Annotated in this window: 24 protein-coding genes and 1 tRNA gene; 15 read left to right on the forward strand and 10 right to left on the reverse strand. The window is 68.9% G+C overall.

Annotated features, from left to right (window positions below; all coding sequences use genetic code 11):
• Nucleotides 1–78: 78 nt before the first annotated feature.
• From NAM01S_RS26465 to NAM01S_RS26475, 3 genes are all read left to right on the forward strand, one after another.
• Nucleotides 79–585, forward strand: coding sequence for a phage holin family protein (locus NAM01S_RS26465; protein WP_067790187.1), 507 nt, complete (start codon nt 79–81; stop codon nt 583–585).
• Between the two features lie 52 nt (nt 586–637).
• The gene (locus NAM01S_RS26470; protein WP_067790190.1) at nt 638–1,573 is read left to right on the forward strand and encodes an alpha/beta fold hydrolase; all 936 of its coding nucleotides are present in this window, start codon (nt 638–640) and stop codon (nt 1,571–1,573) included.
• Between the two features lie 451 nt (nt 1,574–2,024).
• Nucleotides 2,025–2,324 (forward strand): hypothetical protein, encoded by a 300-nt coding sequence (locus NAM01S_RS26475; RefSeq protein ID WP_157107916.1) that lies wholly within the window; start codon nt 2,025–2,027, stop codon nt 2,322–2,324.
• A 99-nt stretch (nt 2,325–2,423) separates the two neighbouring features.
• Here NAM01S_RS26475 and NAM01S_RS26480 read toward each other — a convergent pair whose 3' ends face one another.
• From NAM01S_RS26480 to nth, 4 genes are all read right to left on the reverse strand, one after another.
• Nucleotides 2,424–3,617 (reverse strand): MarP family serine protease, encoded by a 1,194-nt coding sequence (locus NAM01S_RS26480; protein ID WP_067790196.1) that lies wholly within the window; start codon nt 3,615–3,617, stop codon nt 2,424–2,426.
• Nucleotides 3,614–4,333: an NUDIX hydrolase gene (locus tag NAM01S_RS26485; protein ID WP_067790198.1), complete on the reverse strand. Its 720-nt coding sequence runs from the start codon at nt 4,331–4,333 to the stop codon at nt 3,614–3,616. Before NAM01S_RS26485 ends, NAM01S_RS26480 begins: the two co-directional genes overlap by 4 nt.
• 133 nt (nt 4,334–4,466) lie before the next feature.
• Entirely contained in the window at nt 4,467–5,078 is a 612-nt protein-coding gene (locus tag NAM01S_RS26490) for a TlpA family protein disulfide reductase (RefSeq protein WP_067790200.1), read from the reverse strand.
• Nucleotides 5,079–5,143: 65 nt separating this feature from the next.
• Nucleotides 5,144–5,824, reverse strand: a complete 681-nt coding sequence (nth, locus tag NAM01S_RS26495; protein ID WP_179831043.1) for an endonuclease III — start codon at nt 5,822–5,824, stop codon at nt 5,144–5,146.
• Nucleotides 5,825–6,068: 244 nt separating this feature from the next.
• On the opposite strand from nth, the gene NAM01S_RS26500 reads away from it, so the two are divergent.
• Together NAM01S_RS26500 and NAM01S_RS26505 are read left to right on the forward strand one after the other, a co-directional pair.
• A complete protein-coding gene (locus NAM01S_RS26500) occupies nt 6,069–6,311 on the forward strand; it encodes a hypothetical protein (protein ID WP_067790206.1) in 243 nt (80 codons plus the stop codon).
• A gap of 136 nt (nt 6,312–6,447) precedes the next feature.
• Nucleotides 6,448–7,122: a Crp/Fnr family transcriptional regulator gene (locus NAM01S_RS26505; RefSeq protein WP_019044571.1), complete on the forward strand. Its 675-nt coding sequence runs from the start codon at nt 6,448–6,450 to the stop codon at nt 7,120–7,122.
• Nucleotides 7,123–7,222: 100 nt separating this feature from the next.
• Here NAM01S_RS26505 and NAM01S_RS26510 read toward each other — a convergent pair whose 3' ends face one another.
• Genes NAM01S_RS26510 through sp36 form a run of 3 tightly spaced genes read right to left on the reverse strand, consistent with a single transcriptional unit; the run spans nt 7,223 to nt 8,698 of the window.
• Nucleotides 7,223–8,014, reverse strand: coding sequence for an MBL fold metallo-hydrolase (locus NAM01S_RS26510; protein WP_067790209.1), 792 nt, complete (start codon nt 8,012–8,014; stop codon nt 7,223–7,225).
• A gap of 42 nt (nt 8,015–8,056) precedes the next feature.
• The gene (locus NAM01S_RS26515) at nt 8,057–8,530 is read right to left on the reverse strand and encodes a RidA family protein (protein WP_067790212.1); all 474 of its coding nucleotides are present in this window, start codon (nt 8,528–8,530) and stop codon (nt 8,057–8,059) included.
• A 3-nt stretch (nt 8,531–8,533) separates the two neighbouring features.
• Nucleotides 8,534–8,698 carry a Sp36 family protein gene (gene sp36 / locus NAM01S_RS35345; protein ID WP_085999251.1) on the reverse strand — a complete coding sequence of 55 codons (165 nt, stop codon included), beginning with the start codon at nt 8,696–8,698 and terminating at the stop codon, nt 8,534–8,536.
• 199 nt (nt 8,699–8,897) lie between these two features.
• Here sp36 and bagA point away from each other — a divergent pair, with 199 nt between their 5' ends.
• Together bagA and bagB are read left to right on the forward strand one after the other, a co-directional pair.
• Nucleotides 8,898–9,917, forward strand: coding sequence for an ATPase BagA (bagA, locus tag NAM01S_RS26520; RefSeq protein WP_067790215.1), 1,020 nt, complete (start codon nt 8,898–8,900; stop codon nt 9,915–9,917).
• Complete coding sequence (gene bagB / locus NAM01S_RS26525) at nt 9,914–11,026, forward strand: ATPase BagB (RefSeq protein WP_067790218.1); 1,113 nt, start codon at nt 9,914–9,916, stop codon at nt 11,024–11,026. The genes bagA and bagB overlap by 4 nt, the downstream gene beginning before the upstream one ends.
• A gap of 86 nt (nt 11,027–11,112) precedes the next feature.
• On the opposite strand, the gene NAM01S_RS26530 is transcribed toward bagB, so the two are convergent.
• Nucleotides 11,113–11,436 carry a WhiB family transcriptional regulator gene (locus NAM01S_RS26530; RefSeq protein WP_011206869.1) on the reverse strand — a complete coding sequence of 108 codons (324 nt, stop codon included), beginning with the start codon at nt 11,434–11,436 and terminating at the stop codon, nt 11,113–11,115.
• A gap of 377 nt (nt 11,437–11,813) precedes the next feature.
• Between NAM01S_RS26530 and NAM01S_RS26535 the strand changes: the two genes are divergently transcribed.
• Nucleotides 11,814–14,168, forward strand: a complete 2,355-nt coding sequence (locus NAM01S_RS26535; RefSeq protein WP_067790221.1) for a penicillin-binding protein — start codon at nt 11,814–11,816, stop codon at nt 14,166–14,168.
• A 60-nt stretch (nt 14,169–14,228) separates the two neighbouring features.
• Here NAM01S_RS26535 and NAM01S_RS26540 read toward each other — a convergent pair whose 3' ends face one another.
• Nucleotides 14,229–14,693: a GatB/YqeY domain-containing protein gene (locus NAM01S_RS26540; protein WP_067790224.1), complete on the reverse strand. Its 465-nt coding sequence runs from the start codon at nt 14,691–14,693 to the stop codon at nt 14,229–14,231.
• Nucleotides 14,694–14,846: 153 nt separating this feature from the next.
• On the opposite strand from NAM01S_RS26540, the gene NAM01S_RS26545 reads away from it, so the two are divergent.
• From NAM01S_RS26545 to NAM01S_RS26555, 3 genes are all read left to right on the forward strand, one after another.
• Entirely contained in the window at nt 14,847–15,809 is a 963-nt protein-coding gene (locus NAM01S_RS26545) for a metallophosphoesterase (protein ID WP_067790227.1), read from the forward strand.
• Between the two features lie 246 nt (nt 15,810–16,055).
• Nucleotides 16,056–17,291, forward strand: coding sequence for a DUF8017 domain-containing protein (locus NAM01S_RS26550; protein ID WP_067790230.1), 1,236 nt, complete (start codon nt 16,056–16,058; stop codon nt 17,289–17,291).
• A 60-nt stretch (nt 17,292–17,351) separates the two neighbouring features.
• Nucleotides 17,352–17,425: transfer RNA gene (locus tag NAM01S_RS26555), tRNA-Pro, on the forward strand.
• Nucleotides 17,426–17,588: 163 nt separating this feature from the next.
• Here the strand turns inward: NAM01S_RS26555 and NAM01S_RS26560 are convergent.
• Nucleotides 17,589–19,043 carry a flavin monoamine oxidase family protein gene (locus tag NAM01S_RS26560; protein ID WP_157107917.1) on the reverse strand — a complete coding sequence of 485 codons (1,455 nt, stop codon included), beginning with the start codon at nt 19,041–19,043 and terminating at the stop codon, nt 17,589–17,591.
• On the opposite strand from NAM01S_RS26560, the gene NAM01S_RS26565 reads away from it, so the two are divergent.
• From NAM01S_RS26565 to atzF, 4 genes are all read left to right on the forward strand, one after another.
• Nucleotides 19,024–19,608 (forward strand): TetR/AcrR family transcriptional regulator, encoded by a 585-nt coding sequence (locus tag NAM01S_RS26565; protein ID WP_253799181.1) that lies wholly within the window; start codon nt 19,024–19,026, stop codon nt 19,606–19,608. The genes NAM01S_RS26560 and NAM01S_RS26565 overlap by 20 nt on opposite strands.
• A 556-nt stretch (nt 19,609–20,164) precedes the next feature.
• The gene (locus NAM01S_RS26570; protein WP_067790236.1) at nt 20,165–20,872 is read left to right on the forward strand and encodes a GntR family transcriptional regulator; all 708 of its coding nucleotides are present in this window, start codon (nt 20,165–20,167) and stop codon (nt 20,870–20,872) included.
• Nucleotides 20,873–20,882: 10 nt separating this feature from the next.
• Entirely contained in the window at nt 20,883–24,485 is a 3,603-nt protein-coding gene (gene uca / locus NAM01S_RS26575; protein WP_253799179.1) for an urea carboxylase, read from the forward strand.
• The gene (gene atzF, locus NAM01S_RS26580; protein WP_067790242.1) at nt 24,482–26,209 is read left to right on the forward strand and encodes an allophanate hydrolase; all 1,728 of its coding nucleotides are present in this window, start codon (nt 24,482–24,484) and stop codon (nt 26,207–26,209) included. Before uca ends, atzF begins: the two co-directional genes overlap by 4 nt.
• Nucleotides 26,210–26,350 lie beyond the last annotated feature (141 nt).

Genomic DNA, 26,350 nt, shown 5'->3' on the forward strand with positions numbered 1-26,350 from the left:
GCGAGCGACGGGCCCGCAGGCGGTAGCCTGCGTGACGGAGCTGAAAGCAGTGCCGGGACAGGGAGAAGGGTCGACCAAGTGAGTTTCACCCAGGGCGGTAACGGGAACGACGCGCAGAGCGGGCGCACGGTCACCTCCATTCCGCTGACCGATGCCAACCCGATCGGCTCCGCCAGCTTCGGCACCCTGGTCCGCGACGCGGCCGAGCAGATGTCGACCCTGGTGCGCGCCGAGGTCGAGCTGGCCAAGGCCGAGGTCACCGGCGAGATCAAGAAGGGCCTGCAAGGCAGCGTCTACTTCATCCTCGCGCTGACCGTGCTGCTGTTCAGCACCTTCTTCTTTTTCTTCTTCCTCGGCGAGCTGCTCGACGTGTGGCTGGCCAGGTGGGCCGCGTTCCTGATCGTGTTCCTGCTGATGGTCGTCGCCACCGCGGTTCTCGCGTTCCTCGGTTATCGGCGGGTGAAGAAGCTGCGCGCGCCGGAGAAGACGATCGATTCGCTGAAGCAGGCGCGCTCCGTGCTGCCGAGCGGGTTCGGCGCCGGCGCGCACGACGAGCACCTGGCGCTGGAAAAGCGCACCAACTGACCGTGCGGGTCGTCGTCGCGGCGCCGCGCGCCGACCACTAGGCTCGGTCGGCGTGTCGTCGAACTTCCTTCCGGATCCGTCCACCGTCCGTTACGACGGTCCGTGGACCCACCGGGACGTTCATGCCAACGGCATTCGATTCCACGTCGTGGAGGCCGCGCCCGAGCGCACCGACGCACCACTGGTGGTGCTGCTGCACGGGTTCGCCGATTTCTGGTGGTCCTGGCGGCACCAGCTGACCGGGCTCACCGAGCTGGGTTTCCGCGCGGTCGCGGTGGATCTGCGCGGCTACGGCGACAGCGACAAACCGCCGCGCGGCTACGACGGCTGGACCCTCGCCGGTGACGTCGCCGGACTCATTCGCGCGCTCGGGCACACCGAGGCCGCGCTGGTCGGCCACGCGGAAGGCGGGCTGGTCTGCTGGGCCACCGCGGTTCTGCACCCGCGGCTGGTGCGCGCCATCGCGCTGGTGAGTTCGCCGCACCCCGGCGCGCTGAAGAGCGCCGTGCTGCGCGATCGGCGGCAGCGCAGGGCCTGGCTGCCGAACTTCCTGCGCTATCAGCTGCCCCGCTATCCGGAATACCGGCTGACCACCCACGACGGATTCGAGGTGGAACGCCTGCTGCGGCAGCGCGTCACCGGATCCTGGTCGGGGACCGCCGAATTCGTGGACGCGGCCCGGCGCATGCGCTCGGCCATCCAGATCCCCGGCGCCGCGCACTGCGCGCTGGAATACCAACGCTGGGCGTTCCGCAGCCAGTGGCGCCCCGACGGCCGCCGCTTCATGGCCACCGTCCGCGTCCCCATCGCCATCCCGGTGCTCGCCATGCGCGGCGAAGCCGACAACTACTTGCTCCGCTCCACCTTCCACCGCGGCCTGCGCTGGTCCCCGCACCGCCGCATGGTCACCGTGCCGAACGCCGCCCACTTCGCCCACCAGGAGAACCCGGACGTCGTCACCGCGGAACTGGCCAAATTCCTCGGCTGAAATCGGCGTCCCTGCACCGTGCCGGCAATGTGGGCTGGACGCCGACAGCGGTACCGCTCAGCCGCGGTGCTCGACGCCTACCCGCCGACGATCCCTTGCTCTGGGCACGCCACCGACGGAAGTGACGACACGGCGCCACCGCACTCGGATTCGCACCCGGATCGGCCGCGACGCAGGCAACAGCGCCGCGCGAACCGGTGTGACCTGATACTTCGACGCAGACCGCTAAAGTCATTGCCGCTCGCTATATATCGACCTACTCCCGTGGGCGGGGGATGGGGTCGCCGAATGGCGTCGAATCCGCTGCCCCTTGCGGTCGGCAATCTGATCAGTGACCAGAAAGGCTAGGCACTTGTCTCACACCCGTGTCAGGGCGTTAGTACTCGCTGTTGCCGCCTTCGCTATCGGCGGCGGTATGCAGAGTGTCGCGAACGCCGAACAAGCTCAGCCCGTGGCCACCGTCCATTCCCCCGGCGAGATAAACGGATCGAGAGAAGTCGCGTACCTGCAGGGCACCTGCGCCGATAGGGTGTCCAGTCTCGAGGTCGTGCTCCGTCAGGGCAACAACGCCCTCTCGCGTCCTACGGCATGCAACAGCGGCAACTGGCAGCAGGGCTTCTACCAGCGCAGCACCGAGGATCACCCGTTCGCCTGGCAAGATGGCGAGGCCACAGTCGTCCTCAGGGCATACGACAACGGCGACAATTTCATCGACGGCTACGAAACGACCGTGCAACTGAAATCAGGCTGACGGAGCCCGCGACTGTCGCGAATCCGGCTGACGGAGCCCGCGACTGTCGCGTCCGGGTTGGTCGGACCAACCCGGACGCGATCCGGGCGTTCACCGCACTCAGCTGAGTACGCAGGCTCCCGTGTCGGCGGGGAGGTTGGCGGTGGGGGCCGCGTCGAGGTCGGAGCGGACCTCGTCGAGGGTCAGCACATAGCCCGTGTCGTCGTCGGTGACCGCGGCGCCGAAGACGACGCCGAGCACCTGGCCTTCGGTGTCCACCAGCGGGCCGCCGGAGTTGCCAGCTCGGACCAGGCCTCGCACGGTGTAGACCTCGCGCTCGACGGTGCCGTTGCGGTAGATCGTCGGGCCGGTGAGGTCGAGCGTCTCGCGGACGCGGGCCGCGCTTGCCGTGTACGGACCGCCGCCCGGGTAGCCGAGCACGATCGCGCTGTCGCCGGAGCGCGCGGGAGCCGGGGCCTGCGGCACGACCGGCGAGGTCAGGCCGGGCACCGAGAGCACCGCGATGTCCTTGGACGGATCGAAAAGCACGACGTTGGCGTCCAGCGGTCCGCGTGGGGTGTCCACCGCGACGCTGGTGGTGCCCGCGACCACGTGCGCGTTGGTCATCACCCGCTCCGGCGCGATGACGAAGCCCGAACCCTCCAGCGCGCGCTGGCAACTCGGCGCGACGCCGCGGATGCGCAGCACGCTCTGTTGCAGCGAGGCCGCGACGGGGCTGGCGAGCACGCTCGGGTCCGGCGGCTCGACCGCGGCGATGGGCGCGCGGCCGAACGGACCGATGACGTCCGGCAGGCCGGAAGTGTTGAGCAGCTTGGAGAATTCGTTGGGGACCTTGCGCAGCCAGTTCGGCGCGACCTGGTTGACGTCGGCGAGCACGCGCGAACCGTTGATCGCGGTGGCGATCGCGGGCTGCGACGAGGTGGCCAGCGGCAGCGCGAGGAGCCACGCGGTGACGAGCACCGCCACCGCCTGCAGCATCGCGCCGACGACGCTGTCCACGCTGCGGGTGAACGGATGCCGCATCCCGCTGCGCGCGGCGCGCCCGAGCACCATGCCCGCGACCTCGCCGACGATCACCAAAAGCACGATGAGCAGCACACCGGTGAGCACCCTGGTCCGCCCCTCGTCGACGTGCACGAGGATGTGCGGCGCGATGAGGATGCCCGCGACGGCGCCGAGCACGACGCCGAGGAAGGCCAGCGCCGAGGCGACGGCGCCCTGCCGCCAGCCGGAGGCGGCCGCGGCCAAGGCGAGCAGCACCACGATGATGTCGAGCCAGGCCGAGGAGCTCATAAGGTCATCCCCACTGCGGCGAGTGCCGATTCCAGGTCCCGCACGTCGTCGCGGTCCCATTCCAGTTCCCAGCCCGCGGACTGGAAGATGCCGGCGAGTATTCCGCCGGTCAGTCCCCAGACCAGCATGCCGTCGACCTGGAAGGCCGGGCTCTGGTAGCCGAGGCTGCCGCGGACGAGGAAGCGATTGGCCGGGTCGAGCATCTCGGAGAGCGGCACCCGAACCACCCGCTCGGTCTCGCTCTGGTTCACCACCCGCACCTCACCGGGCGTGCGCCAGTAGGCGACGACCGGTGTCACGTCGAACCGCGACGGCGGCACGAAGACTTTCGGCAGCACCGCGAGCGGCTGGACGTGCTCGCGCATGACGCCGGTCTCCTCGCACGCCTCGCGCAGCGCGGTGTCGATCGGACCCTCGTCCTCGGGATCGACCGCGCCGCCGGGGAAGGCGACCTGTCCCCGGTGCTGGCGCATGGTCGACGCGCGCTGGGTCAGCAGCACGTCGGCATCGGCGGGCAGCCCGCCGGGGGCCGTCGGATCGTCCTCGGTCGAACCACTGAAGAGCACGAGCACGGCGGCCTGGCGCGCCTCGCCGGTGATCGTCATGGCTCGGCGCAGGGCGCGCGCGATCGTCAACGTGTCGCTCGCGTCGGCGTGCGCGGGCTCGACGGCCCGGCGCAGCCAGTGCGGAATGTCGGTCGGCAGCGGAATCGTCATGCCGCTCCCCCGGTGAACCTGCGCACCACCACCTCCACAACCGTTCTGTCCGCCCGCAACAGACGCTGCGAGATGTCTTGCGGTGTAGACCTTCTCACGGCGTCGCAAACATCGTGTTCGACCACGCGCGCCGTCACGCCCGCACTCCGAGCGCCGTTGCCACCGTATCGGCAATGTCGTCGACGCCGGTAAACGTTCGCACGACAACCTGTGCAAGGGAACCATCCGGGCGAACGAGCAGCGAAATCGGCAGCACGGCAGGGGCACCGGCGGCGGCGCGCACCTTGGCGGCGCCGTCGAGCACACCGGGCAGGTGCACGTCCAATCCCGTCAGGCGCAACAGCGCCTTTGCCTCTTCGGGATCGCTGTGCACGGTGAGCACGGTGACTGCCGCACCCGCCCGCTCGGCGTACTGACGCAGGTACGGCAACTCCTCGGCGCACGGTCCGCACCAGTAGGCCCAGAGGTTGAGCAGCGCGGGTTTGCCCGCGAGCGCCGCGGCGAGGTCGACGGGCGCGCCGTCGGCAAGGCAGGTCAGCGTGATCCCGGCCAGCGGTCCCGCTCCCGTCGCGCCCGGCGCGGGTTGTGGACAGGGTGCGAGCGCGGCATCGGCGCGCAGTTGCGCGGGGACCTGCTGCGCGGGGGCGGATCGCGAATCCGACGCGGCGTCCTCGCCGCCGCCGCGCGGCCACAGCGCGATCACCGCGGCGACGACCACGATCAAGCCGACCAGCGCCCAGCGCATCGCGGAGGGGAACCTCGACGTACCGGAATCTTCTTTCCGCGGCGTTCGGTCCGCGGCCCGTGATCTCACAGGCCGACCATCCCGAGCAGGTGTTCGCGCTCCGGACCCTTCACCAGCTTCGCCGCGAGCTCCGGCTCGGTCGGCCCTGCGCCGAACGAGGGGCAGTCGTCGGCGAGCACGCACGCACCGCACGCCGGCTTCCTGGCATGGCACACCCGCCGACCGTGAAAGATCACGCGATGGGACAACATTGTCCATTCCTTGCGCTCGACGAGTTCGCCGACCGCGTGCTCGACCTTGACCGGGTCTTCCTCGGTGGTCCAACCCCACCGGCGAACCAGCCTGCCGAAATGCGTGTCGACCGTGATGCCCGGCACGTCGAAGGCGTTGCCGAGGATGACGTTGGCAGTCTTGCGGCCGATGCCTGGCAACTTCACCAGTTCGGCGAGGGTGTGAGGTAATTCACCATCATGTTCGGTCACCAGGGCTTGCCCGAGGCCGATCAGCGAACTCGTCTTGTTCCGGTAGAACCCCGTCGGCCGGATGTATTCCTCCAGCTCCGCGCGGTTCGCCTCGGCGTAATCGCGCGCGCTGCGGTACTTGGCGAAGATGGCGGGAGTGGTGAGATTCACGCGCTCGTCGGTGCACTGCGCGGAAAGGATTGTCGCGACGGCCAATTCGAGCGGCGTTGTGAAATCCAACTCACAGTGCGCGTCGGGAAAAGCGGCGGCGAGAGTGCGGTTCATCCGCCGCGCCCTCCGGACGAGTCCCAGCTTCGTTTCCGCCTGTCGCGTGCGGGTTTTCCGTCTCGGAACGGTCACGGAGAGTGGTTGCGCATCGGTCGCTCCATCGCCAGCGGAAGAGCCGTTCGAATCGGTCACAGACGGGGAGACGCGCACGCGTCCACCATACGGAACCGCTCCGACAAGGTGCCCGCTCAGATCTCCTGCCGTGTTCCATCTGAGACCTTCAGCGTGTTTACTCCTCGATATGCAAGGACTCGCTGTGGTGCTCTTCCCAGTGGTGTTGATGCTGTTCGCACTGCTGATGGAGCGGGTCGAGAATCGGCTCCGCAAACTTCTCGAACCCGACCCGGAGGTTCAGCAGTACCTGGACAGGGCCAGCAACGCCGAGGTCAAGGAGTTGACGAAGGCCGGACTGCCCGCCGCGGTGGCCCGGATGCGTAAGCGCCGTTCCCGTAACGACGACCTGGACGTCGCTCGAGCGAGCTGAATCCACTACCTGGACGCCGCGCAATCCACTCGTTACGTGGTGTCTGTCACTACGCCGCCACAATGCCGCGTAGACTGCGCTGTTGGCCGATTCGCTTCGGTCCAGCCCAGAGCCATTTCCCATAAGGAGCACATTCGTGGACGAGGCCCTCGCCAGAGCAGGCATCTTCCAAGGCGTAGAGCCCACCGCGGTGGCGGCACTCGCCAAACAACTGCAGCCGGTGGATTTCCCGCGCGGCCATGTCATTTTCAACGAGGGCGAACCCGGCGATCGGCTGTACATCATCACCTCGGGCAAGGTGAAGATCGGCCGACGTTCCCCGGACGGCCGGGAGAACCTGCTCACCATCATGGGCCCGTCGGACATGTTCGGCGAGCTGTCGATCTTCGACCCCGGCCCGCGCACCTCGACCGCGACCACGGTCACCGAGGTCCGCGCCGTCACGATGGATCGCGATGCCCTCAAGGCCTGGATCGACCAGCGGCCCGAGATCGCCGAGCAGCTGCTCCGCGTGCTCGCCCGCCGTTTGCGGCGCACCAACAACAACCTCGCCGACCTGATCTTCACCGACGTTCCCGGTCGCGTCGCCAAGGCGCTGTTGCAGCTCGCGCAGCGGTTCGGCACGCAGGAGGCCGGCGCCCTCCGGGTCACCCACGACCTCACCCAGGAAGAGATCGCCCAGCTCGTCGGCGCGTCTCGCGAGACCGTCAACAAGGCGCTCGCCGACTTCGCGCACCGCGGCTGGCTGCGGCTCGAGGGCAAGAGCGTGCTCATCTCCGACTCCGAGCGGCTCGCGCGGCGCGCCCGCTGACTCGCTTCCGATACGGCTCGGCCCGCCGGATCCAGCGCTCCACTGGATCCGGCGGGCCGTCGTGCTTCGCTCCGGCTGTGCGGCGGACGCGGTAGTCGGGCTACCGCTCGGCGCGCAGGTACTCCAGTTGGGCCTGCACCGAACTGCGCGCGGCCAGCCAGAGCCGCTTGTCCACATCCGCGTACACCTTGCGCACCACTGCCATGGCGCCCGCGTCCGGACCGAGCTCGGCGAGCGCGGCGCGCACCTGGTCGAGCCGCTCCTTGCGGTGCTGGATGTAGTACCGCGCGACCGGTTCCAGATCCGGGTGGTCCGGGCCGTGCGCGGGCAGCAGCGCCTTGCCCGCGCCCGCCTCGATGAGCCGGTCCAGCGAGGTGAGGTAGTCGGCGAGGGTGCCGTCGGTGGAGTCGAGCACGGTGGTGCCGCTGCCGAGGATGGTGTCGCCGGTGAGCACCGCGTCGTCGAGCACGAAGCTCAGCGAGTCGGCGGTGTGCCCGGGCGTGGCGAGCACCCCGATCCGTAGCCCGGCGGCCTCGATCACCTCGCCGTCGGTCAGCGGCGCGGCCGCACCGCGCACGAATTCCGGATCCTTCGCGCGCACCGGCGTGCCGGTCAGCTTCACCAAGCGCTCGATGCCGCCGGTGTGATCGTGATGGCGGTGCGTGATCAGGGTCAGCGCGATCTTGCCCTCGGTGACCCTGGCGATGGCCTCGCTGTGCTTCTTGTCCTTCGGCCCCGGATCGACCACGACGTACTCCGACGCATCCGGCGCACGCAGGATCCAGGTGTTGGTGCCGTCCAGGGTCATCTGGCCGGGATTGTCCGCGAGCAGCACCGCCGCCGTCGGCGTCACCTGGCGCAATTGCCCGTACGCGGGATGGGTCGGCGTCATCGCATCACCTCGGTCGTTCGGAGTCGTTGTCCGACAACCTGTCTAACGCACCTCGGCGATCAGTTCGACCTCGACCGGGGTGTTCTTGGGAAGTTCGGAGACGCCGACTGCCGAACGCGCGTGCACGCCCGCCTCGCCGAAGACCTCACCGAGGAACTCCGAGGCGCCGTTGATCACCAACGGCTGATCGGTGAATCCCGGCGCGGACGCGACGAAACCGACCACCTTGACGATCCGCACCACCTCGTCCAGCCCGACCAGGTCGTGCACCGCGGCCAGCGCGTTCAGCGCGCACAGCCGCGCCGCCTCGGCCGCCTCCGCCAGCGAGACCTCGGCGCCGACCTTGCCGGTCGCCGACAGCTCACCGTTCACGAAAGGCAGCTGCCCGGAGGTGTAGACGAGCGAACCGGTGCGCACCGCCGGGATGTAGGCCGCGACGGGCGCGGCCACCGCGGGCACGGTCAGTCCGAGCCGTTCCAGGTTCTTCCGCCACGGGGTGGCCGCGTCGACAGCCATGGCCTACTGCCTCGGACGCTTCAGGTAGGCGACATGCTGCTCGCCGGTCGGGCCGGGCAGCACCGTCACCAGCTCCCAACCGTCGGCGCCCCACTGATCGAGGATCTGCTTGGTCGCGTGCGTCAGCAGCGGAACGGTCGCGTACTCCCACAGGGTCACATCACTCATGCGGTGAGTTTATGGGCGAGCTCGCGGCGCCGCGCGTTCCGGGCTCGCTTGGCGGAATATGCCTCGACGGCGGGCGCGATCATAGCGGCCGGAAGGACTGTCTGGTACAGAAGGTGCCGAAAACGGCAGTGTGACCGTATCCCTAGGGCGTGATCGCAGAACGGGTTATAGGCTCGCGAACGTGGGAGTACCAACAGCAGTGCCTATTTCGGCGGAGCCGGGGCTCGAAACGGGTTGGCCGAAGCGCGCGGAAAAGGCCCGCTTGCACTACGTCTCCGGCAAAGGGGGAACGGGCAAGTCGACGGTCGCCGCCGCGCTCGCGCTGGCACTGGCCGCGGGCGGACGCCGGGTGCTGCTGGTCGAGGTCGAGAGCAGACAGTCCATCGCGCAGCTGTTCGACCTGCCGCCGCTGCCACCGATTGAGACGAGAATCGCCACCGCGGACGGCGGCGGCGAGGTGGTCGCGCTCGCGCTCGACATCGAGCACGCCTTTCTCGAATACCTCGACATGTTCTACAACCTGGGCTTCGCGGGGCGGGCGATGCGCAGGATGGGCGCGGTCGAGTTCGTCACCACGATCGCTCCAGGCCTGCGCGACGTCATCTTGACCGGCAAGATCAAGGAATGCGCGGTCCGCATGGACAGCACGGGCAAGCGGGTCTACGACGAAATCGTCGTTGACGCACCGCCGACCGGCCGGATCGCCAGCTTCCTCGACGTCACCACCGCGATGGTCGAGATCGCCAAGGGCGGACCGATCGCCTCGCAGGCCGAGGGCGTATCCCGGCTGCTGCATTCGGATCAGACGATGATCCACCTGGTCACGCTGCTCGAGGCGCTGCCGGTGCAGGAGACCGCCGACGCCGTCGCCGAACTCACCGCCAACAACCTGCGCATCGGCACGGTGATCGTGAACCGCGCGGGCGAGAGCTTCCTACCGACCGACGTGCGCAACAGGGCCGCCGAGGGCGACATCGACCGCGCCGCCATCCGCGCCGGACTGGAACGAGCCGGAATCACCTTGTCGGAGGACAGTTTCGAAGGGTTGATCACCGAGACCTACGAACACTCCGCCCGGCTGCGAGCGCAGGATGCCAGCGCGGCCGAGCTGAACAAGGTCGACGTGTCGCAGCTGCACCTGCCCGCGTTGGCCGACGGCATGGACCTCGGCGGACTCTACGAACTAGCCGAACACCTGAGTGCGCAGGGAGTGCGATGACCACGCTGGACATCTCGAAGATCATCGCCGATCCCACGGCGCGGGTCGTGGTGTGCTGCGGCTCCGGCGGCGTCGGCAAGACCACCACCGCCGCCGCGATCGCGCTGCGCGCCGCCGAGATGGGGCGCAAGGTCGTGGTGCTGACGATCGACCCCGCGCGCCGACTGGCCCAGTCACTCGGCGTCGCGGATCTGGACAACTCCCCGCAGCGGGTGGCGCTCGGCCCGGAGGCCAAGGGCGAGCTGTACGCGATGATGCTGAACATGCGTCGCACGTTCGACGACATGGTGCTCGAGCACACCTCCCCGGAGAAGGCCGAGCAGATCTTCGCCAACCCGATCTATCAGACCCTCGCGTCGTCCTTCGGCGGCACGCAGGAATACATGGCCATGGAGAAGCTCGGGCAGCTGGCGAACAAGCGGGAATGGGACCTGATCGTGGTCGACACCCCGCCGTCGCGCAACGCGCTCGACTTCCTCGACGCGCCGAAGCGTCTCGGAAACTTCCTGAACGGCAAGATGATCCGGCTCATCATGGCGCCGGGACGCGGCGTCGGCCGGTTCGTCACGGGTGCGATGAGCCTGGCCATGCGCGGCGTGTCCACCGTCGTCGGCGGGCAGCTGCTCAAGGACGCGTCGGTGTTCCTGCAGTCGCTGGAATCGCTGTTCGGCGGTTTCCAGGACCGCGCCGACCGCACCTACGCCTTGCTGTCGAAGCCGGGAACGCACTTCCTTGTGGTGGCCGCCCCGGAACCCGACGCGCTGCGCGAGGCGTCGTTCTTCGTCGACCGGCTCTCCACCGAGCAGATGCCGCTCGCGGGACTCGTGCTCAACCGGACGCATCCGGCGCTGAGCGATCTGCCCGCCGATCACGCGCTCACCGCCGCCGACCAGCTGGCCGAATCCGATCCGCTGACCAGCTCGGTGCTGCGCATCCACGCCGACCGGGTCGCAACGGCCAAACGCGAGCAGCACCTGCTGCACCGATTCACCGGCGCGCATCCGCGCGTGCCGATGGTCCCGGTGACCGCGCTGCCGTTCGAGGTCTGCGACCTCGAGGCGTTGCGCGCGGTGGGTGATCAGCTGACCGGAGCACCCATCTCCGCTTAACAAAACGTTCGGTATTGAAGCGGAATCGCTATAGCCCCAAACGAAACCGAGCCCGCAATCGCGGGCTCGGTTTCTCGTTCTTTCGACTACATCGCCACTTGGTGCTGGCGCTGGGCCTGGAAGAAGTCGGCCCAAGAGGTCACCTCGGGATGCTGTTTCAGCAACGCCCTCCGCTGCCGTTCGGTCATCCCACCCCACACGCCGAACTCGACGCGATTGTCGAGTGCATCGGCTCCACATTGCATCAGCACCGGACAGTGCCTGCAGATCGTCGCCGCTTTGCGCTGCGCCGCGCCGCGGACGAACAACTGATCGGGATCTACTTCCTTGCATCGGGCCTGGGATACCCAGGCGATTCGCGCTTCGGCCTGCTCTACGTCCAATCGAGCGATGGGGGTTGTCATATGCATTTGGTGTGCCCCTTTGCAGTCCGAACACCGGGTCAACGGCGCTCCAGAATCGCGTGCCAGATCGCAGCAACCCGAACCCCGCTGCGCTCTGAACCACATTCCACTTTGAGTGTTAGCTCCATCACACTGGGTTCTCAATCTAGGTAAAGGTATGGCCCGAGCGCAAGACCGTCTCGAGATTTTTTGGTACGCCCGTCCATGCAAACGTGATAAGGAACCGGTCGGTCGGCCCGATTCGCGACACGCCCACGCATGACACGCCGGACACGCCCAAGCGACACGCCCAACAGGCCTGGACGAACACCGGATCTCGCCTTCGGACAAGCACACCCGAGAGGGCGCGAAGTGCAACCCGTACCCTTGGGAACGTGTCGAATGTGCCGATCACACATACGCTCGCGAAGCTGGCGGGCAGCTGCGCGCTGGCCGCGGTGCTCCTCGCCGGGCTCCTGTTCCCCCTCGCCGGTGGATTCGGGTTCGTCTCCAACCGGGCCGCCGACGCCGTGGACAACGTCTCCGCGGAACTGGTCGAGGGCACCGTCCCAGCGGTCTCGACCATGGTGGACAAGAACGGGTCTCCCATCGCCTGGCTCTACGAGCAGCGCAGGTTCGAGGTGCCGAGCGAGCGGATCTCCAACGACATGAAGCTGGCGATCATCTCCATCGAGGACCGCCGCTTCGCCGACCACGACGGCGTGGACTGGCAGGGCACGATGCGCGCCTTCCTCACCAACACCACCAGCGGCGAGGTGCAGCAGGGCGCGTCCACCCTCGACCAGCAGTACGTGAAGAACTTCCAGCTGCTCGTCGTCGCCAAGACCGACGCCGAACGCCGCGCGGCGATCGAGACCACCCCGGCGCGCAAGATCCGCGAGATCCGCATGGCGCTGACCTTGGACAAGGAACTCACCAAGGACGAGATCCTCACCAGGTATCTGAATCTCGTGCCGTTCGGCAATTCCTCCTACGGCATCCAGGACGCCGCGCAGACCTACTTCGGTATCGACGCGGCCGACCTGAACGTCCCGCAGTCGGCGATGCTCGCGGGCATGGTGCAGTCAAGCTCCAAGCTGAACCCCTACACCAACCCGCAGGGCGTGCTGGCTCGCCGGAACACCGTGCTGGACACGATGATCCAGAACATCCCGGCGCGCGCCGAGGAGTTCCGCAAGGCCAAGTCCGAGCCGCTCGGCGTGCTGCCCGAGCCCAAGGGCCTGCCGCGCGGCTGCATCGCCGCCCAGGACCGCGGCTTCTTCTGCGACTACGCGCTGCAGTACCTGGCCAATTCGGGCATCAGCCGCGAACAGATCGACAAGGGCGGTTACCTGATCAAGACCACCCTCGATCCGGCCGTGCAGGACTCGGTGAAGCGCGCGGTCACCGAGGCCGCCAACCCCAACCTCGACAACATCGCCGAGGTGATGTCGGTGATCGCGCCCGGCCAGGACTCGCACGATGTCGTCGCCATGGCGAGCAGCCGCACCTACGGTCTCAACCGCGACGCCAACGAGACGGTGCAGCCGCAGCCGTTCTCGATGGTCGGTGACGGCGCGGGCTCGGTCTTCAAGATCTTCACCACGGCGGCCGCCATGGAGAAGGGCCTCGGCATCGACTCCCAGCTCGACGTGCCGGGCCGCTTCGACGCGCGGGGCATGGGTAACGGTGGCGCCCGCGGCTGCCCACCCGCCACCTACTGCGTCGAGAACGCGGGCCGCTACAAGTCGCCGATGTCGGTCACCGAGGCGCTGGCCACCTCGCCGAACACCGCGTTCGTCAAGCTGATCCAGGCCGTCGGCGTCACCCCGACCGTCGACATGGCGGTGCGGCTCGGCATGCGCTCGTTCACCACCCCCGGCAGCTCCGGGCACGGCAACCAGAGCCTGGCCGACATGATCAAGGACCAGAACCTCGGCTCGTTCACCCTCGGCCCGGTCGCGATCAACCCGCTCGAGCTCTCCAACGTCGCCGCGACGCTTGCCTCCGGCGGACGCTGGTGCCCGCCCTCCCCGATCAAGGAGGTCGTCGACCGCAGCGGCAAGCAAGTTCCGCTCACCCAGCAGGCCTGCGAGCAGGTGGTCGAGCCCGGCCTTGCCAACACGCTCGCCAACGCGATGAGCAAGGACGACACCGCGGGCACCGCCGCGGCCGCGGCCCAGGCCACCGGCTGGAACCTGCCGATGGCAGGCAAGACGGGAACCACGGAAAGCCACCGTTCATCGGCCTTCTTCGGCTTCACCAACTCGCTGGCCGCCGCGGTCTACGTCTACGGCGACAGCCCGACGCCCGGCGAGATCTGCTCGTTCCCGCTGCGCAACTGCGGTGACGGCAGCCTGTTCGGCGGTAACGAACCCGCGCGCACCTGGTTCAACGCGATCAAGCCGGTCATCGGCAACTTCCCGCCGCCGGTGCTGCCGCCGCTGGACGACAAGTACGTCCGCGGTGCGAACAACTCGCAGGTGCCCGATGTGGTCGGCATGTCGCAGGGCGAGGCGACGACCGCGCTGATCGCCGCTGGCTTCCAAGTCTCGGCCGTCAACGGGTCGGGCCCGCCGCCCAAGGGCAGCGTGATGAGCACCGCGCCGAACGGTTCGGCCATCCCCGGGTCCGTCATCACGATCTACATCAGTGACGGCACCCAGCGCCAGGCACCGCCGCCGCCCGCTCCTGGTCCGCTGCCGCCGCCTCCGGCGCTGCCGCCGGGCTTCCCGCTGCCGCCGTGGTGGCCTAGGTAAACAGAGAACCGCCGACCGGCGTTGCTGCCGGTCGGCGGTTCTGGTTTTCGGGGCGCGGTGTCAGAGGCGGGCTTTGACGGCCGCGGAGATGCGCGAGCCGTCGGCCTTGCCCTCGGCGAGCGCGGTCGCGATCTTCATGACCTGACCCATCTGGCGCATGCCAGGTCGCTCGCCGATTTCCTCGGCGACCTGGGCGATCGCGGTGTCGGCCAGGTCGGCGATCTCGGCCTCGGTCAGCTGGGTCGGCAGATACTCGTCGATGATCCGCGCCTCGGCGTGTTCGTTGGCGGCGAGCTCACCGCGACCGGCCTGGGTGTAGACCTCGGCCGACTCGTTGCGCTTCTTCGCCTCCTTCTGCAGCACCGCGATCACCTCGGCGTCGGAGAGATCACGCGCCTGGGCGCCTGCGACCTCGGCGGTCTGGATCGCGGCAAGCAGCATGCGCAACGTCGCGAGGCGCAGCGTGTCCTTGGCTTTCATCGCGGCGGTCATGTCCGTCCGCAGCCGATCTTTGAGTTCCGACATGAGGCACACGGTATCCGGTCGACGTCGCACGTCCCACTACATTTCGCCTCGACGCGTGCCATCACCGCTGCTCGCGGACCCTCTCCGTCCGTTCGGCGCGGCTGTGCGGAAACACACTCGGCGTTCTGAGGCACCCTCACCTATGCTGGGCAAATGCCCGTAATCTCGACCGCCGCCGTCCGCCGAACCGCGCTGGGAGCCACCGGGGCCGCGGTAGCCGGAATCGGCTACGCCTCGCTGATCGAACGCAACGCGTTCATCCTGCGCGAGGCGACCATGCCGGTGCTGCCGCCCGGTTCGTCGAGCCTACGGGTGCTGCACATCAGCGATCTGCACATGATGCCAGGTCAGAAGCTCAAGCAGCAGTGGCTGCGCGAGCTGGATCGGCTGGAGCCGGACCTGGTCGTCAACACCGGCGACAACCTCTCGCACCAGAAGTCGGTGCCCGCGGTGGTTCAGTCCCTCGGCGGATTGCTCTCCCGCCCTGGCCTTTTCGTTTTCGGCAGCAACGACTACTTCGCGCCGGTGCCGAAGAACCCGCTGAAGTACTTCAAGAAGGATCACCGCCGCGTCTTCGGCGCGCCGCTGCCGTGGAAGGACCTGCGGGCGGCGTTCACCGAACGCGGCTGGCTCGACCTCACCCACGTGCGCCGCGACCTCGAGGTGGCGGGCGTCCGGATCGCCACCGCCGGCGTCGACGACCCGCACCTGCGGCGCGACCGGTACGACACGGTCGCGGGCGCCCCGAATCCCCTCGCCGATCTGCGCATCGGCCTCACCCACTCGCCCGAGCCGCGGGTGCTGGACCGCTTCGCCGACGACGGCTACGACCTGGTGCTGGCCGGCCACACCCACGGCGGCCAACTGGTGCTGCCCGGCTACGGCGCGCTGGTCACCAACTGCGGCATCGACAAGTCGCGCGTGAAGGGTCCGTCGAAGTGGGGCGAGCACACGCAGCTGCACGTCTCCGCGGGCATCGGCACCTCCCCGTGGGCGCCCTACCGCTTCTGCTGCCGCCCCGAAGCCACCCTGCTCACCCTCGTCGCCGCGCCGCCGAAGCGTCCGGCCGCCGAGAGCAATCACGGGCTTTCGACTTCGGAGACCGTCTCTCGCTGATCGCCCCTCGGCGGTACCGGCGGACGTAGTTCGTCCTCGGCCCGATCCCGGCGCCGATGAAGGTCATCAGCTCATCGTGGATCTCGGTGTCGCTGTAGGCGTGTCCGGTTTTCGTGTCGCGGACGGCCGGAGGTCGCATATATCAAGCGGCGCAAGGCTTGTCCGTGCTCACCGGGCGCGGGCCGTCCCGTGCCGACCCGGTAGGGTCGCGTGCCGAAACTTGAAACAGTCGACTAGGGGACGACTTTGAGCAGAGGATTCGACGGCCCGCACACCGAACCCGGCGTCATCGGCATGCCCGGCGCTCCGGACCATACGGTGGTGCGGGGCGGTTCGGAGTTCGGGGGTGTGCCGAATCCTCCAGCGGTTCAATCGGCTTCGCCCGTCCGATCCATGCCGCCGGGTGCGCCCGTTTTCGCGACGCAGCCTCCGTACGTCCCGGGCGGAATCACCGAGGGCGCGCAGCCTGCTGGTGGCGCGCAGCCCGCTGCGGGTTCGCAGTCCACCGCGGCATCGCAGTCCGCTGCGGGTTCGCCGGAATCCGGGCGCAGGATCGAGCCGCACATCCATACCTCGATCGAACCAACGGGAGGGGCGCTCGGCGGGCTCGCGCCCACTCGTATCGCTCCGCAGCAGAACCGCGGCGGTTGGTCGCCCACGCCGGGTGCGGTGCCGCACCTGCCTGCGGACGGGTCGGTTTCGCAGTGGACCACGGCGAACGGGTCGATTCCGCAGTGGGTGACCGAGTCTCCTCGGTCCGGGGCGGGAGGCGCGCGGGCCTGGGTCGGCGTCGGAGTCGCGGCGACGGTGTTGGCGGCGGGCGCGGCGGCGGTGGTCGTCGCGGGCGGGCCGGAGGAGGCCAGCGCGGACGGGACGCCGTCGATGGTGAGCGCGCTGACCACCTCGTCCGGTACGCGAGCCCCGGCGCGGCGGCAGGAGACGAACGCGGGGCCGCCGGTGGTTCCGGGTTACCAGGTCGTCGTCGCGCCCGAGAGCGGCGCCGCGTACGACGTGCCCGCCGACTGGACCGTCGGCGACTCCGGCGGCTTCGGCAAGCCGCCCAACGCCGTCGGCGGGAAGGGCTACGCCACCGAGGGCAAGGACTACTGCCCCGGTTCGACGCGCACCGTGGCGTTCGTCACCGGTTCGGACAACACCGATACCGTCCGCGCCGCAACCGAACTCGGCACGAAGACGGCGAAGATCGCCTACCCGAACGCGCCCGGCGGCGGCATCCCCGGCGCACCGCAGCCACTGGACTCCCTCGACGGCGCCCAGCACGGCACGTTCGTCGAGACCAGGGGCGCCATCACCGACGCGAAGCCCGGCTGCGCCACCGAGTACTCGGTGTACACCTTCGCCACCGGCGCCGACATCGGCAGCTTCGTCATGGTGATCGCGGCCGACACCGGCGTCCCGAACGCCGTCGACGCCGAGACCGCCAAGCGGATCTTCCGCAGCGTTCGCACCTACGAAAGCTGATTGACCTGCCGGTTTAACGTCTGGACCTTCCCTGTTGTAAGCTACTCCAGGTTCGCTTCACGGGGTGTGGCGCAGCTTGGTAGCGCGCTTCGTTCGGGACGAAGAGGTCGCAGGTTCAAATCCTGTCACCCCGACTCGTGTGGTTGAGACACGATAGAGGCCCTGACCAGTTCGCTGGTCAGGGCCTCTGTTTTATCTGCCGACCGATACAGCTTCCCGGGTTTCGAGCCTTTCCGCAGGAGAGGTTGCACTGTGGCGTCGTCGGGCGACGTCTGCGCCCCCAACGGGGACGACGAGTCAGATCACGGTCGTTCGGCTGCGCTCCAATGCGGCGAGCACTCCACGCGCGGCACGCTCTCCTGATTCGACCGCACCATCGATATATCCCGCCCAGCGGGTCGCGGTCTCGGTGCCCGCCCAGTGCAGCGGTCCGATCGGGGTGCGCAGCGCGGGGCCGAAGCGGGTGAGGGTGGACGGTGTCGCGAAAGCTCCGTAGCAGCCGCGGCTGTACTCCTCCTCGGCCCAGTCACGTTCGCGGTACGCGATCGGGTCGGCCGCCGCGGGGCCGAAATAGCCGACGAGGTCTTTCAGTACCTGCGCTCGGCGCGCTTCGGGATCCAACCGGGACGCGGCGTCGGCGTGCTTGCCTTCGAAGAAGCCGACCAGCACGCCGGGCGCGCCGTCCGGCGGGGTGTTGTCGAAGACCGTGCCGACCGGCCGCGTATCGCTGTTGGCCTGGCCGCTGAAACCTTGCGCCCGCCAGAACGGTTCCCGATACGCGACATTGAACTTGATGACCCGCCCCATCGGCATGCGCTGGACCAGCTGATCGCGCCCACCGGGCAGCCCGGGCAGGTACCGGATTCGCGCGGCGAGCGGCGGCGGCACCGCGATCACCGCCCGTCGCGCCCGCACAACCGTGCGACCGGCCGAGATCCGCAACTCGTCGTCGCTCCAGGTCAGATCCGTCACCGGGGCGTCGAGGACGACCCGCTCGCCGAGCTCCGCGGCCAGCTCGAGCGCGATCCGCTGACTGCCGCCGACCACGCGGTCCTGCTGCGCGCCGCCGTCGGTATTGATCAGCGCGTCGAGCCCGCCCGCCGCTCCGACGTAGAACGCGGCCCACAGCGCGGACATGTCCTCCGGCTCGGCGGAGAACACCGCCTCGGTGACCAACCGCAGGAAGGCGCGTCCCGTCGGCGTGTAGGCGTGCCTGTTCACCCAGGTCGCGAAGGTCTGGCTGTCCAGCTTGTCGGCCTGCTCGGCGAGCCACGGGTCGCGTTCGGCGACCGCGCGCGCGACCCGATCCAGCCGCAGCTGCGCCTGTCCGATGTCGGCCAGCGCGAGCGGGTTCAGCTTGGGAATCCGGCCGCTGAAGATCGAACGCTTGCCGCCGAACTCGCCGATGTTCTGTCCGGCGACATGGGTCGGGAACGTGGACAGCCCGAGTTCGGCGATCAAGCCGAGCACCCGATCCTGACCCGGACCGACCCACTGCCCGCCCATCTCGATCGGAATGCCGTCGAGCAGATCTTCGTTGAGCAGCCGTCCGCCGACTCGGTCCCGCGCCTCCAGGACCAGCACCTCCTTTCCGGCCCGGACCAGCTCGCGAGCGGCAACCAGCCCCGCCACGCCCGCGCCGACGACTACGACGTCCGCCGATTGCACCATCTCGACCTGCTTCCATACACGGTGTATTCGAGATTCAATGTGTATGTGATATCCCTGTCGTATGGAGCCTGTCAAGACCATGCGGGACAAGTACGCCGAGAACACGCGCCAGACGTTGCTCGACACCGGGCGGCGGCTGTTCGCCGAGCGCGACTACGCCAAGCTCTCGGCCGAAGAGCTGGTCCGGACCGCCGGGCTCACCCGAGGCGCGCTCTACCACCACTTCGACGGCAAGCGCGGGCTCTTCGAGGCCGTCTTCGACGAGCTGGAAAGCCAAGCGGCGCAACGCATTCGCGAGGCGACAGCGGCGGGCTCGGATCCGCTCGACCAAGCCGAGCGCGGCATCGGCGCGTTTCTGGACGTCTGCGCCGACCCCGACTACCGCAAGATCGTCCTGATGGACGGCCCCATCGCCCTCGGCTGGCAGCGCTGGCGCGAGCTCGATCGGCAGCATCTCGGCGGCCTGGTGCTCGACGCCGTCCGCACCCTCCTGGCCGACCAGCTGATCAAGCCCTACCCCGCCGAACTGCTCGCCAGCGCCCTCTACGGCGCCCTCACCGAACTCTCCCTCACCCTCACCGAGGTAGACGACGGCCGCCCCCGAGCCACCGAACTCATGCGCGACCTGATCGAAGGCCTGCGATAGCGCGCTGATCGCGCGAGATCGCTTTCGAGACAGGGGCTACAGCGAGGCGGTATAGTTCGTGGCGTCACTTCGGTGATGCCGAGAGGGTGGAGCGCCGCTTCCGACGACGCCCCACCCGGGTGGGTTACCTAGCCCGCACTCGGCGGACCAGAGAGAGCGCCCCGGCGGTCACGACAGCTGCTATGCACAGGATGCCGTAATCGACCGGGGCCTTGCTCTTCTTCCGGCGATGCTTCGCCATTCCCCACCACCTCCTTTCTGGGCGCGGTGTCTGGACCAGAGTCCACCGCCCCTCGACGGGAGGTGTGCACACCTTATGCGATGTGCTCGGTCAAATGTCCTGTCGCGCAGCATGTCCGGCGGAATGTAGGGATTCGTCGGCGCGTCGCATTGGCGCGTCGCGAGCTTCTCGAGCTCCGAGCGGCGCTGCGGATGGATGTGCCGCGGCGAACTTCGCTTCGGCCGCACCGATCCAGAGTGGGCGGTGAGGAGACGCTTACCGCTTGATAACTTGCGGACACATGGTGGAAACGGGAGGTCCATAGCGTATACACGCATGTCGACAAGGGTGGCCACGACGGCTGATGCGGCGGGACGGCCGTTGCGGGACGTGGTTTATGCGGCGTTGCGCGATGAGCTGATGAACGGTGACATCAAGTTCGGGGAGCGGCTCACCGAGCCGAAACTGTCCGCGCGCTTCGGTATTTCGCGTACTCCGATTCGTGAAGCGCTCACCGTGCTCTGCTCGGACGGTCTGTTGCGTCGGGAGGAGTACGGGTTCAGCCCGGTGCGGCCGAGCATTCCGCTCATTCGCGATCTGTACGAGTTGCGAATCACGTTGGAGCTCGGCGGTATTCAACGCGCCATCAGCAATCCGGCGGTGCGCCACGATCACGCCTTGTTGGAGGCGGAGCGGGCGAGCTGGCTCGAACTCCAGGCCGATCCGCCGGAGCAGGAACCGGGTTTCGTGGTGCGCGACGAGGAATTCCACGTCACGCTGCTCACCGCGGCGGGCAACGCCGAATTGGTGCGCGCGCTGCAATCGGTGAACTCCCGCATCCGGCACGTGCGCATGTACGACTTCATGGTCAACAACCGGATCGAGACCACGATCACCGAGCATCTCGCGATCCTCGACGCGGTGCTGGCCGACGACCTGCCGCTGGCGTATCGCCTGCTGCACACCCATATCGGGGAATCACTGGACGTCGTCCTGGAGCGGGTCACCCGCGCCATCGCGGCGATGTCGATGGCAACTGAATAAGGAGTACACGGTGGAGTTCGACACTGTGCTCGTCGCGAATCGCGGCGAGATCGCGGGCCGGGTACTGCGCACCGCGAAGATGCTCGGCCTGAAGACCGTCGCCGTCTACTCCGACGCCGACGCCGCCGCGCCGCACGTGGCGGCCGCCGACGCCGCGGTCCGGCTCGGCCCGGCCCAGGCGGCCGAGTCGTATCTGCGCGCCGACCTGGTGATCGAGGCGGCGCAGGCGACCGGCGCTGGCGCGATCCATCCCGGCTACGGATTCCTCTCGGAGAACGCGGATTTCGCCGCCGCGGTAGCCGACGCCGGTATCGCGTTCGTCGGCCCGACGCCGGAGCAGCTGCGGATCTTCGGCGACAAGCACACCGCGCGCGAGGCCGCGAAACGTGTCGGCGTGCCGTTGATTCCAGGCAGCGGCCTGCTGGAGTCGGCCGATCACGCGGTCGCCGAGGCGGAGCTGATCGGGTTTCCGGTGATGCTCAAGGCCGTCGGTGGCGGTGGCGGTATCGGCATGCAGAGCTGTTTCACCGCGGACGAACTCCGCGCGGCCTACCTGCGGGTCCAGCGACTCGCCGCGACGAACTTCGCCTCGACGGGTGTCTTCCTCGAGCGTTTCGTGGCACGCGCGCGGCACGTCGAGGTGCAGCTTTTCGGCGACGGGCACGGCAGGGTGGTCAGCCTCGGCACCAGGGACTGCTCACTACAGCGCCGCAATCAGAAGGTGATCGAGGAAGCGCCCGCGCCTGGCATCAACCCAAAGCTGGCCGACCAATTGCTTTCCGCCTCACGAGAATTGGCCAAGTCGGTCGACTACCGCTCGGCGGGCACGGTCGAGTTCGTCTACGACGCCGAACGCGGCGCTGCTTCGTTCTTGGAGATGAACACCCGGCTCCAGGTCGAACACCCTGTCACCGAGGCGATCACGGGCGTGGACCTGGTCGAATGGATGCTGCGGCTGGCGGGCGGCGACGCCACGATGCTGGACGCACTGCCGGAAACCGGTCCCGCCCAATCGGGTTGGGCCGTCGAGGCCCGCGTCTACGCCGAGGACCCCGGTCAGGACTACCGGCCGAGCGCCGGACTGATCACGGCCGCCGAATTCCCCATCGGCGCGCGCGTCGACACCTGGGTGGGCACCGGCACCGAGGTGAGCCCGTACTACGACCCGTTGCTGGCCAAGGTGATCACCGCGGGCCCCACCCGCGACGCTGCCTTCACCGGTTTGGCCGACGCCCTCGCCGAGACCCGGATCCACGGCGTCCAGACGAACCTCGCCCAATTGCACGCCGCGGCTACGGATCCGCGGGTCCTGACGACTTCTCACGTCACGAGCACGCTCGCCGACATCCGCCCCACCGCACCACGCATCGACGTGCTGCGCGGCGGCACCATGACCACCATCCAGGATCGTCCCGGCCGAATCGGCTTGTGGGAGGTCGGAATCCCGCCATCCGGCCCGATGGACGACCTCTCCTTCACCCTGGCCAACGCCGCCGTCGGCAACCCGGAGGGCGTCCCAGCCCTGGAGTGCACGCTGAACGGTCCGAGGCTGCGCTTCGCCGCCACCACCGTGGTCTGCGTGACCGGCGCGGACGCACCGATCACCGTCGACGACGAGCCCGCGCCGATGTGGGAACCGATCACGATCCCCGCCGGTTCGGTGCTGGACATCGGCGCACCGCACGACGCGGGCCTGCGCACCTATCTCGCCGTGCGCGGCGGCATCGACGCCCCGCTCTACCACGGCAGCGCGTCCACGTTCACCCTCGGCGGGTTCGGTGGCACCACGGGCAAAGCCGTTGCGGCGGGCGATGTTCTGCACATCGTCGCCGACCGCGCGGGCTTGACCGAGCCTGCTCCGGCGCCAACGCGGCCGGAGTTCACCCACGAGTGGCAGCTGGCCGTCGGCATCGGCCCGCAGACCGCCCCCGCCTACTTCACCGACGCGGACATGGAGCAGTTCGCGGCGCACCCGTGGCGGGTCGGCAGCCACGCCAACCGCACCGGCATCCGGCTCGAGGGCCCGAAGCCGACCTGGTCGCGGGCCGACGGCGGCGACGCGGGTCTGCACCCGTCGAACCTGCACGACAACCCCTACAGCGTCGGCGCGCTCAACGTCTCGGGCGACACCCCCATCCTGCTCGGCCCGGACGGACCGAGCCTCGGCGGTTTCGCCTGCCCGATCACCGTGATCTCGGCGCACCGGTGGAAGCTCGGCCAGCTCCGGCCCGGCGACACCGTACGGTTCGTGCCCGTGGACGACGCCGAGGCCACCGCGCTGCGCCGTTCCGACAACCGCCGCGCGCAAGCGACGGTTTCGGCCACCAGCGACGCTCTGGGCGATCGCGGCGTCCTCGGCACGGCTCCCGGGGACGAAGACCGACCTCGGGTGGCGTACCTGCGCGGCGGCGACGACAACATCCTCGTCGAATACGGCGAGATGGTGCTGGACCTGGGTCTGCGCATGCGGGTGCACGCGCTCACCGAGGCGTTGTTCGCGGCCGGTCTGCCCGGCATCGTGGACGTGACGCCCGGTGTCCGTTCGCTGCACATCCACTTCGATCCGGAGGTGCTCGCCCAGCACCGTTTGCTCGGCACGCTGGTCGAGCTGGAAGCGGAACTGCCCGCCACCCACGATCTCGTGGTGCCCAGCCGCACCATCCGGCTGCCGCTCTCCTTCGACGACCCCTCCATCGCCGAAGCGATCGACCGCTATCGCAGCGGCGTCCGCGACACTGCGCCGTGGCTGCCGTCGAACGTCGAATTCATCAGGCGCATCAACGGACTCGACAGCGTCGAGCAGGTGCGCGACACCGTGTTCGACGCCGAGTACCTGGTGCTCGGCCTCGGCGACGTGTATCTCGGTGCGCCGCTTGCGGTTCCGCTCGATCCGCGACACCGCCTGGTAACCACCAAGTACAACCCGGCCCGCACCTGGACCCCCTCCGACGCGGTCGGCATCGGCGGCAAGTACCTGTGCGTGTACGGCATGGCCTCCCCCGGCGGCTACCAACTGATCGGCCGGACCGTGCCGATCTGGTCCAGCTATCGGCAGTCCGCGCCCTTCGAGCCGGGCACCCCGTGGCTGTTCCGGTTCTTCGACCGCATCGTCTGGGAGCCGGTGAGCCCCGAGGAACTGCTCGAGCATCGCGCGGCGGCGGCCGCGGGCCGGTTCGACGCCGAGGTGAGCGAAGGGACTTTCGCGCTGGCCGATCATCTGCGCTTCCTCGCCGAAAACGCCGAATCCATCGCGGAATTCGAGACGAAGCAGACGGCGGCGTTCGAGGTGGAGAAGCGGGCGTGGCACGCGGCGGGCGAATTCGAGCGCACGGCAACCGAACCGGAGCGGCTCGAAGCCGTCGCGGACCCGTTGGCCGGGCTGCCCGCCGACGCGACCGTGGTGACGGCGCCGATGATCGGCAATGTGTGGCGTGTCGAGGTCGAGGAGGGGCAGCGGCTCGAGGCGGGCGCGCCGGTCGCCATTCTGGAGGCCATGAAGCTGGAGCTGCCCGTGCACAGCCCTGGTGCGGGCACGGTGCTCAGGGTGTTGACCGCGCCGGGCGCCAAGGTGGCCCCCGGTACCCCGCTGGCAGTGATCGGAGTGGACGAATGACCGCAGGCGTCGTCGGTATCCAGCAGGATTCGCCCACCGCGCGGGTCGCGGCCGCGTACCGGCGCATCGCCGAGGTGGACCGCCCCGAGGTGTGGATCACGCTGCGCCCCGAGCACGAGACCGCCGCCGACGCCGCCGAGGTGGAGCGGCGGCTGGCGGCGGGCGAGGCACTGCCGCTGGCCGGGCAACTGGTCGCGGTCAAGGACAACATCGACGTGGCGGGACTGCCCACCACCGCCGCCTGTCCCGAATTCGCCTACACCGCAACGGTTACCGCTACGTCGGTGGCGCGACTGCAAGCCGCGGGCGCCATCGTGCTCGGCAAGACGAACCTGGACCAGTTCGCCACCGGCCTGGTCGGCACCCGGAGCCCGTACGGCGCGGTGCGGCATGCCGAGCATCCCGAGCTGATCTCCGGCGGCTCGTCCTCGGGTTCGGCGGTCGCGGTCGCGCTCGGCCTCGCCGACATCGGCGTCGGCACCGACACGGCCGGATCGGGCCGGGTGCCCGCCGCGCTGCACGGCATCGTCGGCATCAAGGCGACCCTGGGGATCATTCCGGCGCACGGCGTCGTCCCGGCCTGCGCCGACTACGACGCCGTCACGGTGTTCGCCGCGGACCTCGACAAGGCGGTCGCCGCGGCGGCCGTGATGGCGGGTCCGGAAGCGGACGATCCGCGCAGTCGCGACTGGCCCGCCGATGTGCGGCTCGCCGCGCCGCAGTCCCCGCGCGTCGCGGTGCCGCGGGCCGCGGATCTCGCCGCACTGAGCGACGAATACTGTGACGCCTTCACCAGAACCGTTGCCGCCGTGGTCGATTCCGGAATAGAGACGGTCGAGCTGGACATCTCGCCGCTGCTGGAGGCGGCGCTGCTGCTCTACGACGGCGCGATCGTCGCGGAACGCTATGCGGCGGTGGGGCGGTTCCTGGCGACCGGTCCTGCGGGTGCGGATCCCACGGTGGCGGCCATCATCGGCGCGGCCGAGTCCACCACCGGCCCTGGCTTCGCCGCCGACCTCGACACGCTGACCCGCACCCGCGCGAGAACCGCGCTGCTGCTGCGGGACTGCGACGCGCTGCTGCTGCCGACCACCACCGAACACCCGAGTATCGCCGCGGTGCAGGCGGATCCGATCGGCATCAACCGCCGCATGGGCACCTACACGAACTTCTGCAACCTGCTGGACATGGCGGCCGTCGCCGTTCCCGGCCAACCGACCGCGGCGGGCACTCCCTTCGGCGTGATGGTGGTGACGCCGGCCTTCGGCGACCAGGTCGCGATCGACATCGCCGCCCGCATCGGCGGACTCGCGCACGCGCCGCTGCTGGTCGAGGACGGGGTGCAGCTCGCCGTGTTCGGCGCGCACCTGCGTGGCCAGCCGCTGCACTGGCAGCTCGAGCGGATCGGCGCCCGGTTCGCCGGTGAGATCTCCACCACCGACGCCTATCGGCTGACCGCCCTCGACACCGTTCCCGCCAAGCCGGGACTGGTCAGGCACGGCGCTGGCCTCGGCGCGCCGATTCTCGGCGAGTTGTTCACCGTCTCGCGCGCCGCGCTCGGCGGCTTCCTGGCGGAACTGCCCCCGCCCATGGCGTTGACCAGCATCGAACTCGCCGACGGACGGTCCGTGGTCGGTTTCGCCTGCACCTACGATGCGGCCCTGACCGCCACCGACATCACCGAGTTCGGCGGCTGGAAGGCGTATCTGAACGGCGCGAACTGACCACCCGCGCTCCTCCGATGGCCCGGCAGCCCACCCGCTGCCGGGCCATCGGCGTTCTGCGTGTCCACGGATTCAGACATTTGTACTAGACAAACGTGCAACTCCTCTGTTAGACATTTGTCTAAGACATTCGAGCCAGGA

It is taken from the genome of Nocardia amikacinitolerans NBRC 108937, assembly GCF_001612615.1.
GTDB lineage: Bacteria > Actinomycetota > Actinomycetes > Mycobacteriales > Mycobacteriaceae > Nocardia > Nocardia amikacinitolerans.

Bases quoted from the DNA above. Each gene is read 5' to 3' on its own strand.
- NAM01S_RS26515 (WP_067790212.1), bottom strand. From the start codon at position 8,530: ATGGCTGTCGACGCGGCCACCCCGTGGCGGAAGAACCTGGAACGGCTC.
- NAM01S_RS26480 (WP_067790196.1), bottom strand. From the start codon at position 3,617: ATGAGCTCCTCGGCCTGGCTCGACATCATCGTGGTGCTGCTCGCCTTG.
- NAM01S_RS26510 (WP_067790209.1), bottom strand. From the start codon at position 8,014: ATGACGCCGACCCATCCCGCGTACGGGCAATTGCGCCAGGTGACGCCG.
- NAM01S_RS26540 (WP_067790224.1), bottom strand. From the start codon at position 14,693: ATGTCGGAACTCAAAGATCGGCTGCGGACGGACATGACCGCCGCGATG.
- atzF (WP_067790242.1), top strand. From the start codon at position 24,482: ATGACCGCAGGCGTCGTCGGTATCCAGCAGGATTCGCCCACCGCGCGG.
- NAM01S_RS26530 (WP_011206869.1), bottom strand. From the start codon at position 11,436: ATGCATATGACAACCCCCATCGCTCGATTGGACGTAGAGCAGGCCGAA.
- sp36 (WP_085999251.1), bottom strand. From the start codon at position 8,698: ATGAGTGATGTGACCCTGTGGGAGTACGCGACCGTTCCGCTGCTGACG.
- bagB (WP_067790218.1), top strand. From the start codon at position 9,914: ATGACCACGCTGGACATCTCGAAGATCATCGCCGATCCCACGGCGCGG.
- NAM01S_RS26570 (WP_067790236.1), top strand. From the start codon at position 20,165: ATGTCGACAAGGGTGGCCACGACGGCTGATGCGGCGGGACGGCCGTTG.
- NAM01S_RS26560 (WP_157107917.1), bottom strand. From the start codon at position 19,043: ATGGTCTTGACAGGCTCCATACGACAGGGATATCACATACACATTGAA.
- NAM01S_RS26545 (WP_067790227.1), top strand. From the start codon at position 14,847: ATGCCCGTAATCTCGACCGCCGCCGTCCGCCGAACCGCGCTGGGAGCC.
- nth (WP_179831043.1), bottom strand. From the start codon at position 5,824: ATGAACCGCACTCTCGCCGCCGCTTTTCCCGACGCGCACTGTGAGTTG.
- NAM01S_RS26485 (WP_067790198.1), bottom strand. From the start codon at position 4,333: ATGACGATTCCGCTGCCGACCGACATTCCGCACTGGCTGCGCCGGGCC.
- NAM01S_RS26490 (WP_067790200.1), bottom strand. From the start codon at position 5,078: ATGCGCTGGGCGCTGGTCGGCTTGATCGTGGTCGTCGCCGCGGTGATC.
- NAM01S_RS26500 (WP_067790206.1), top strand. From the start codon at position 6,069: ATGCAAGGACTCGCTGTGGTGCTCTTCCCAGTGGTGTTGATGCTGTTC.
- NAM01S_RS26565 (WP_253799181.1), top strand. From the start codon at position 19,024: ATGGAGCCTGTCAAGACCATGCGGGACAAGTACGCCGAGAACACGCGC.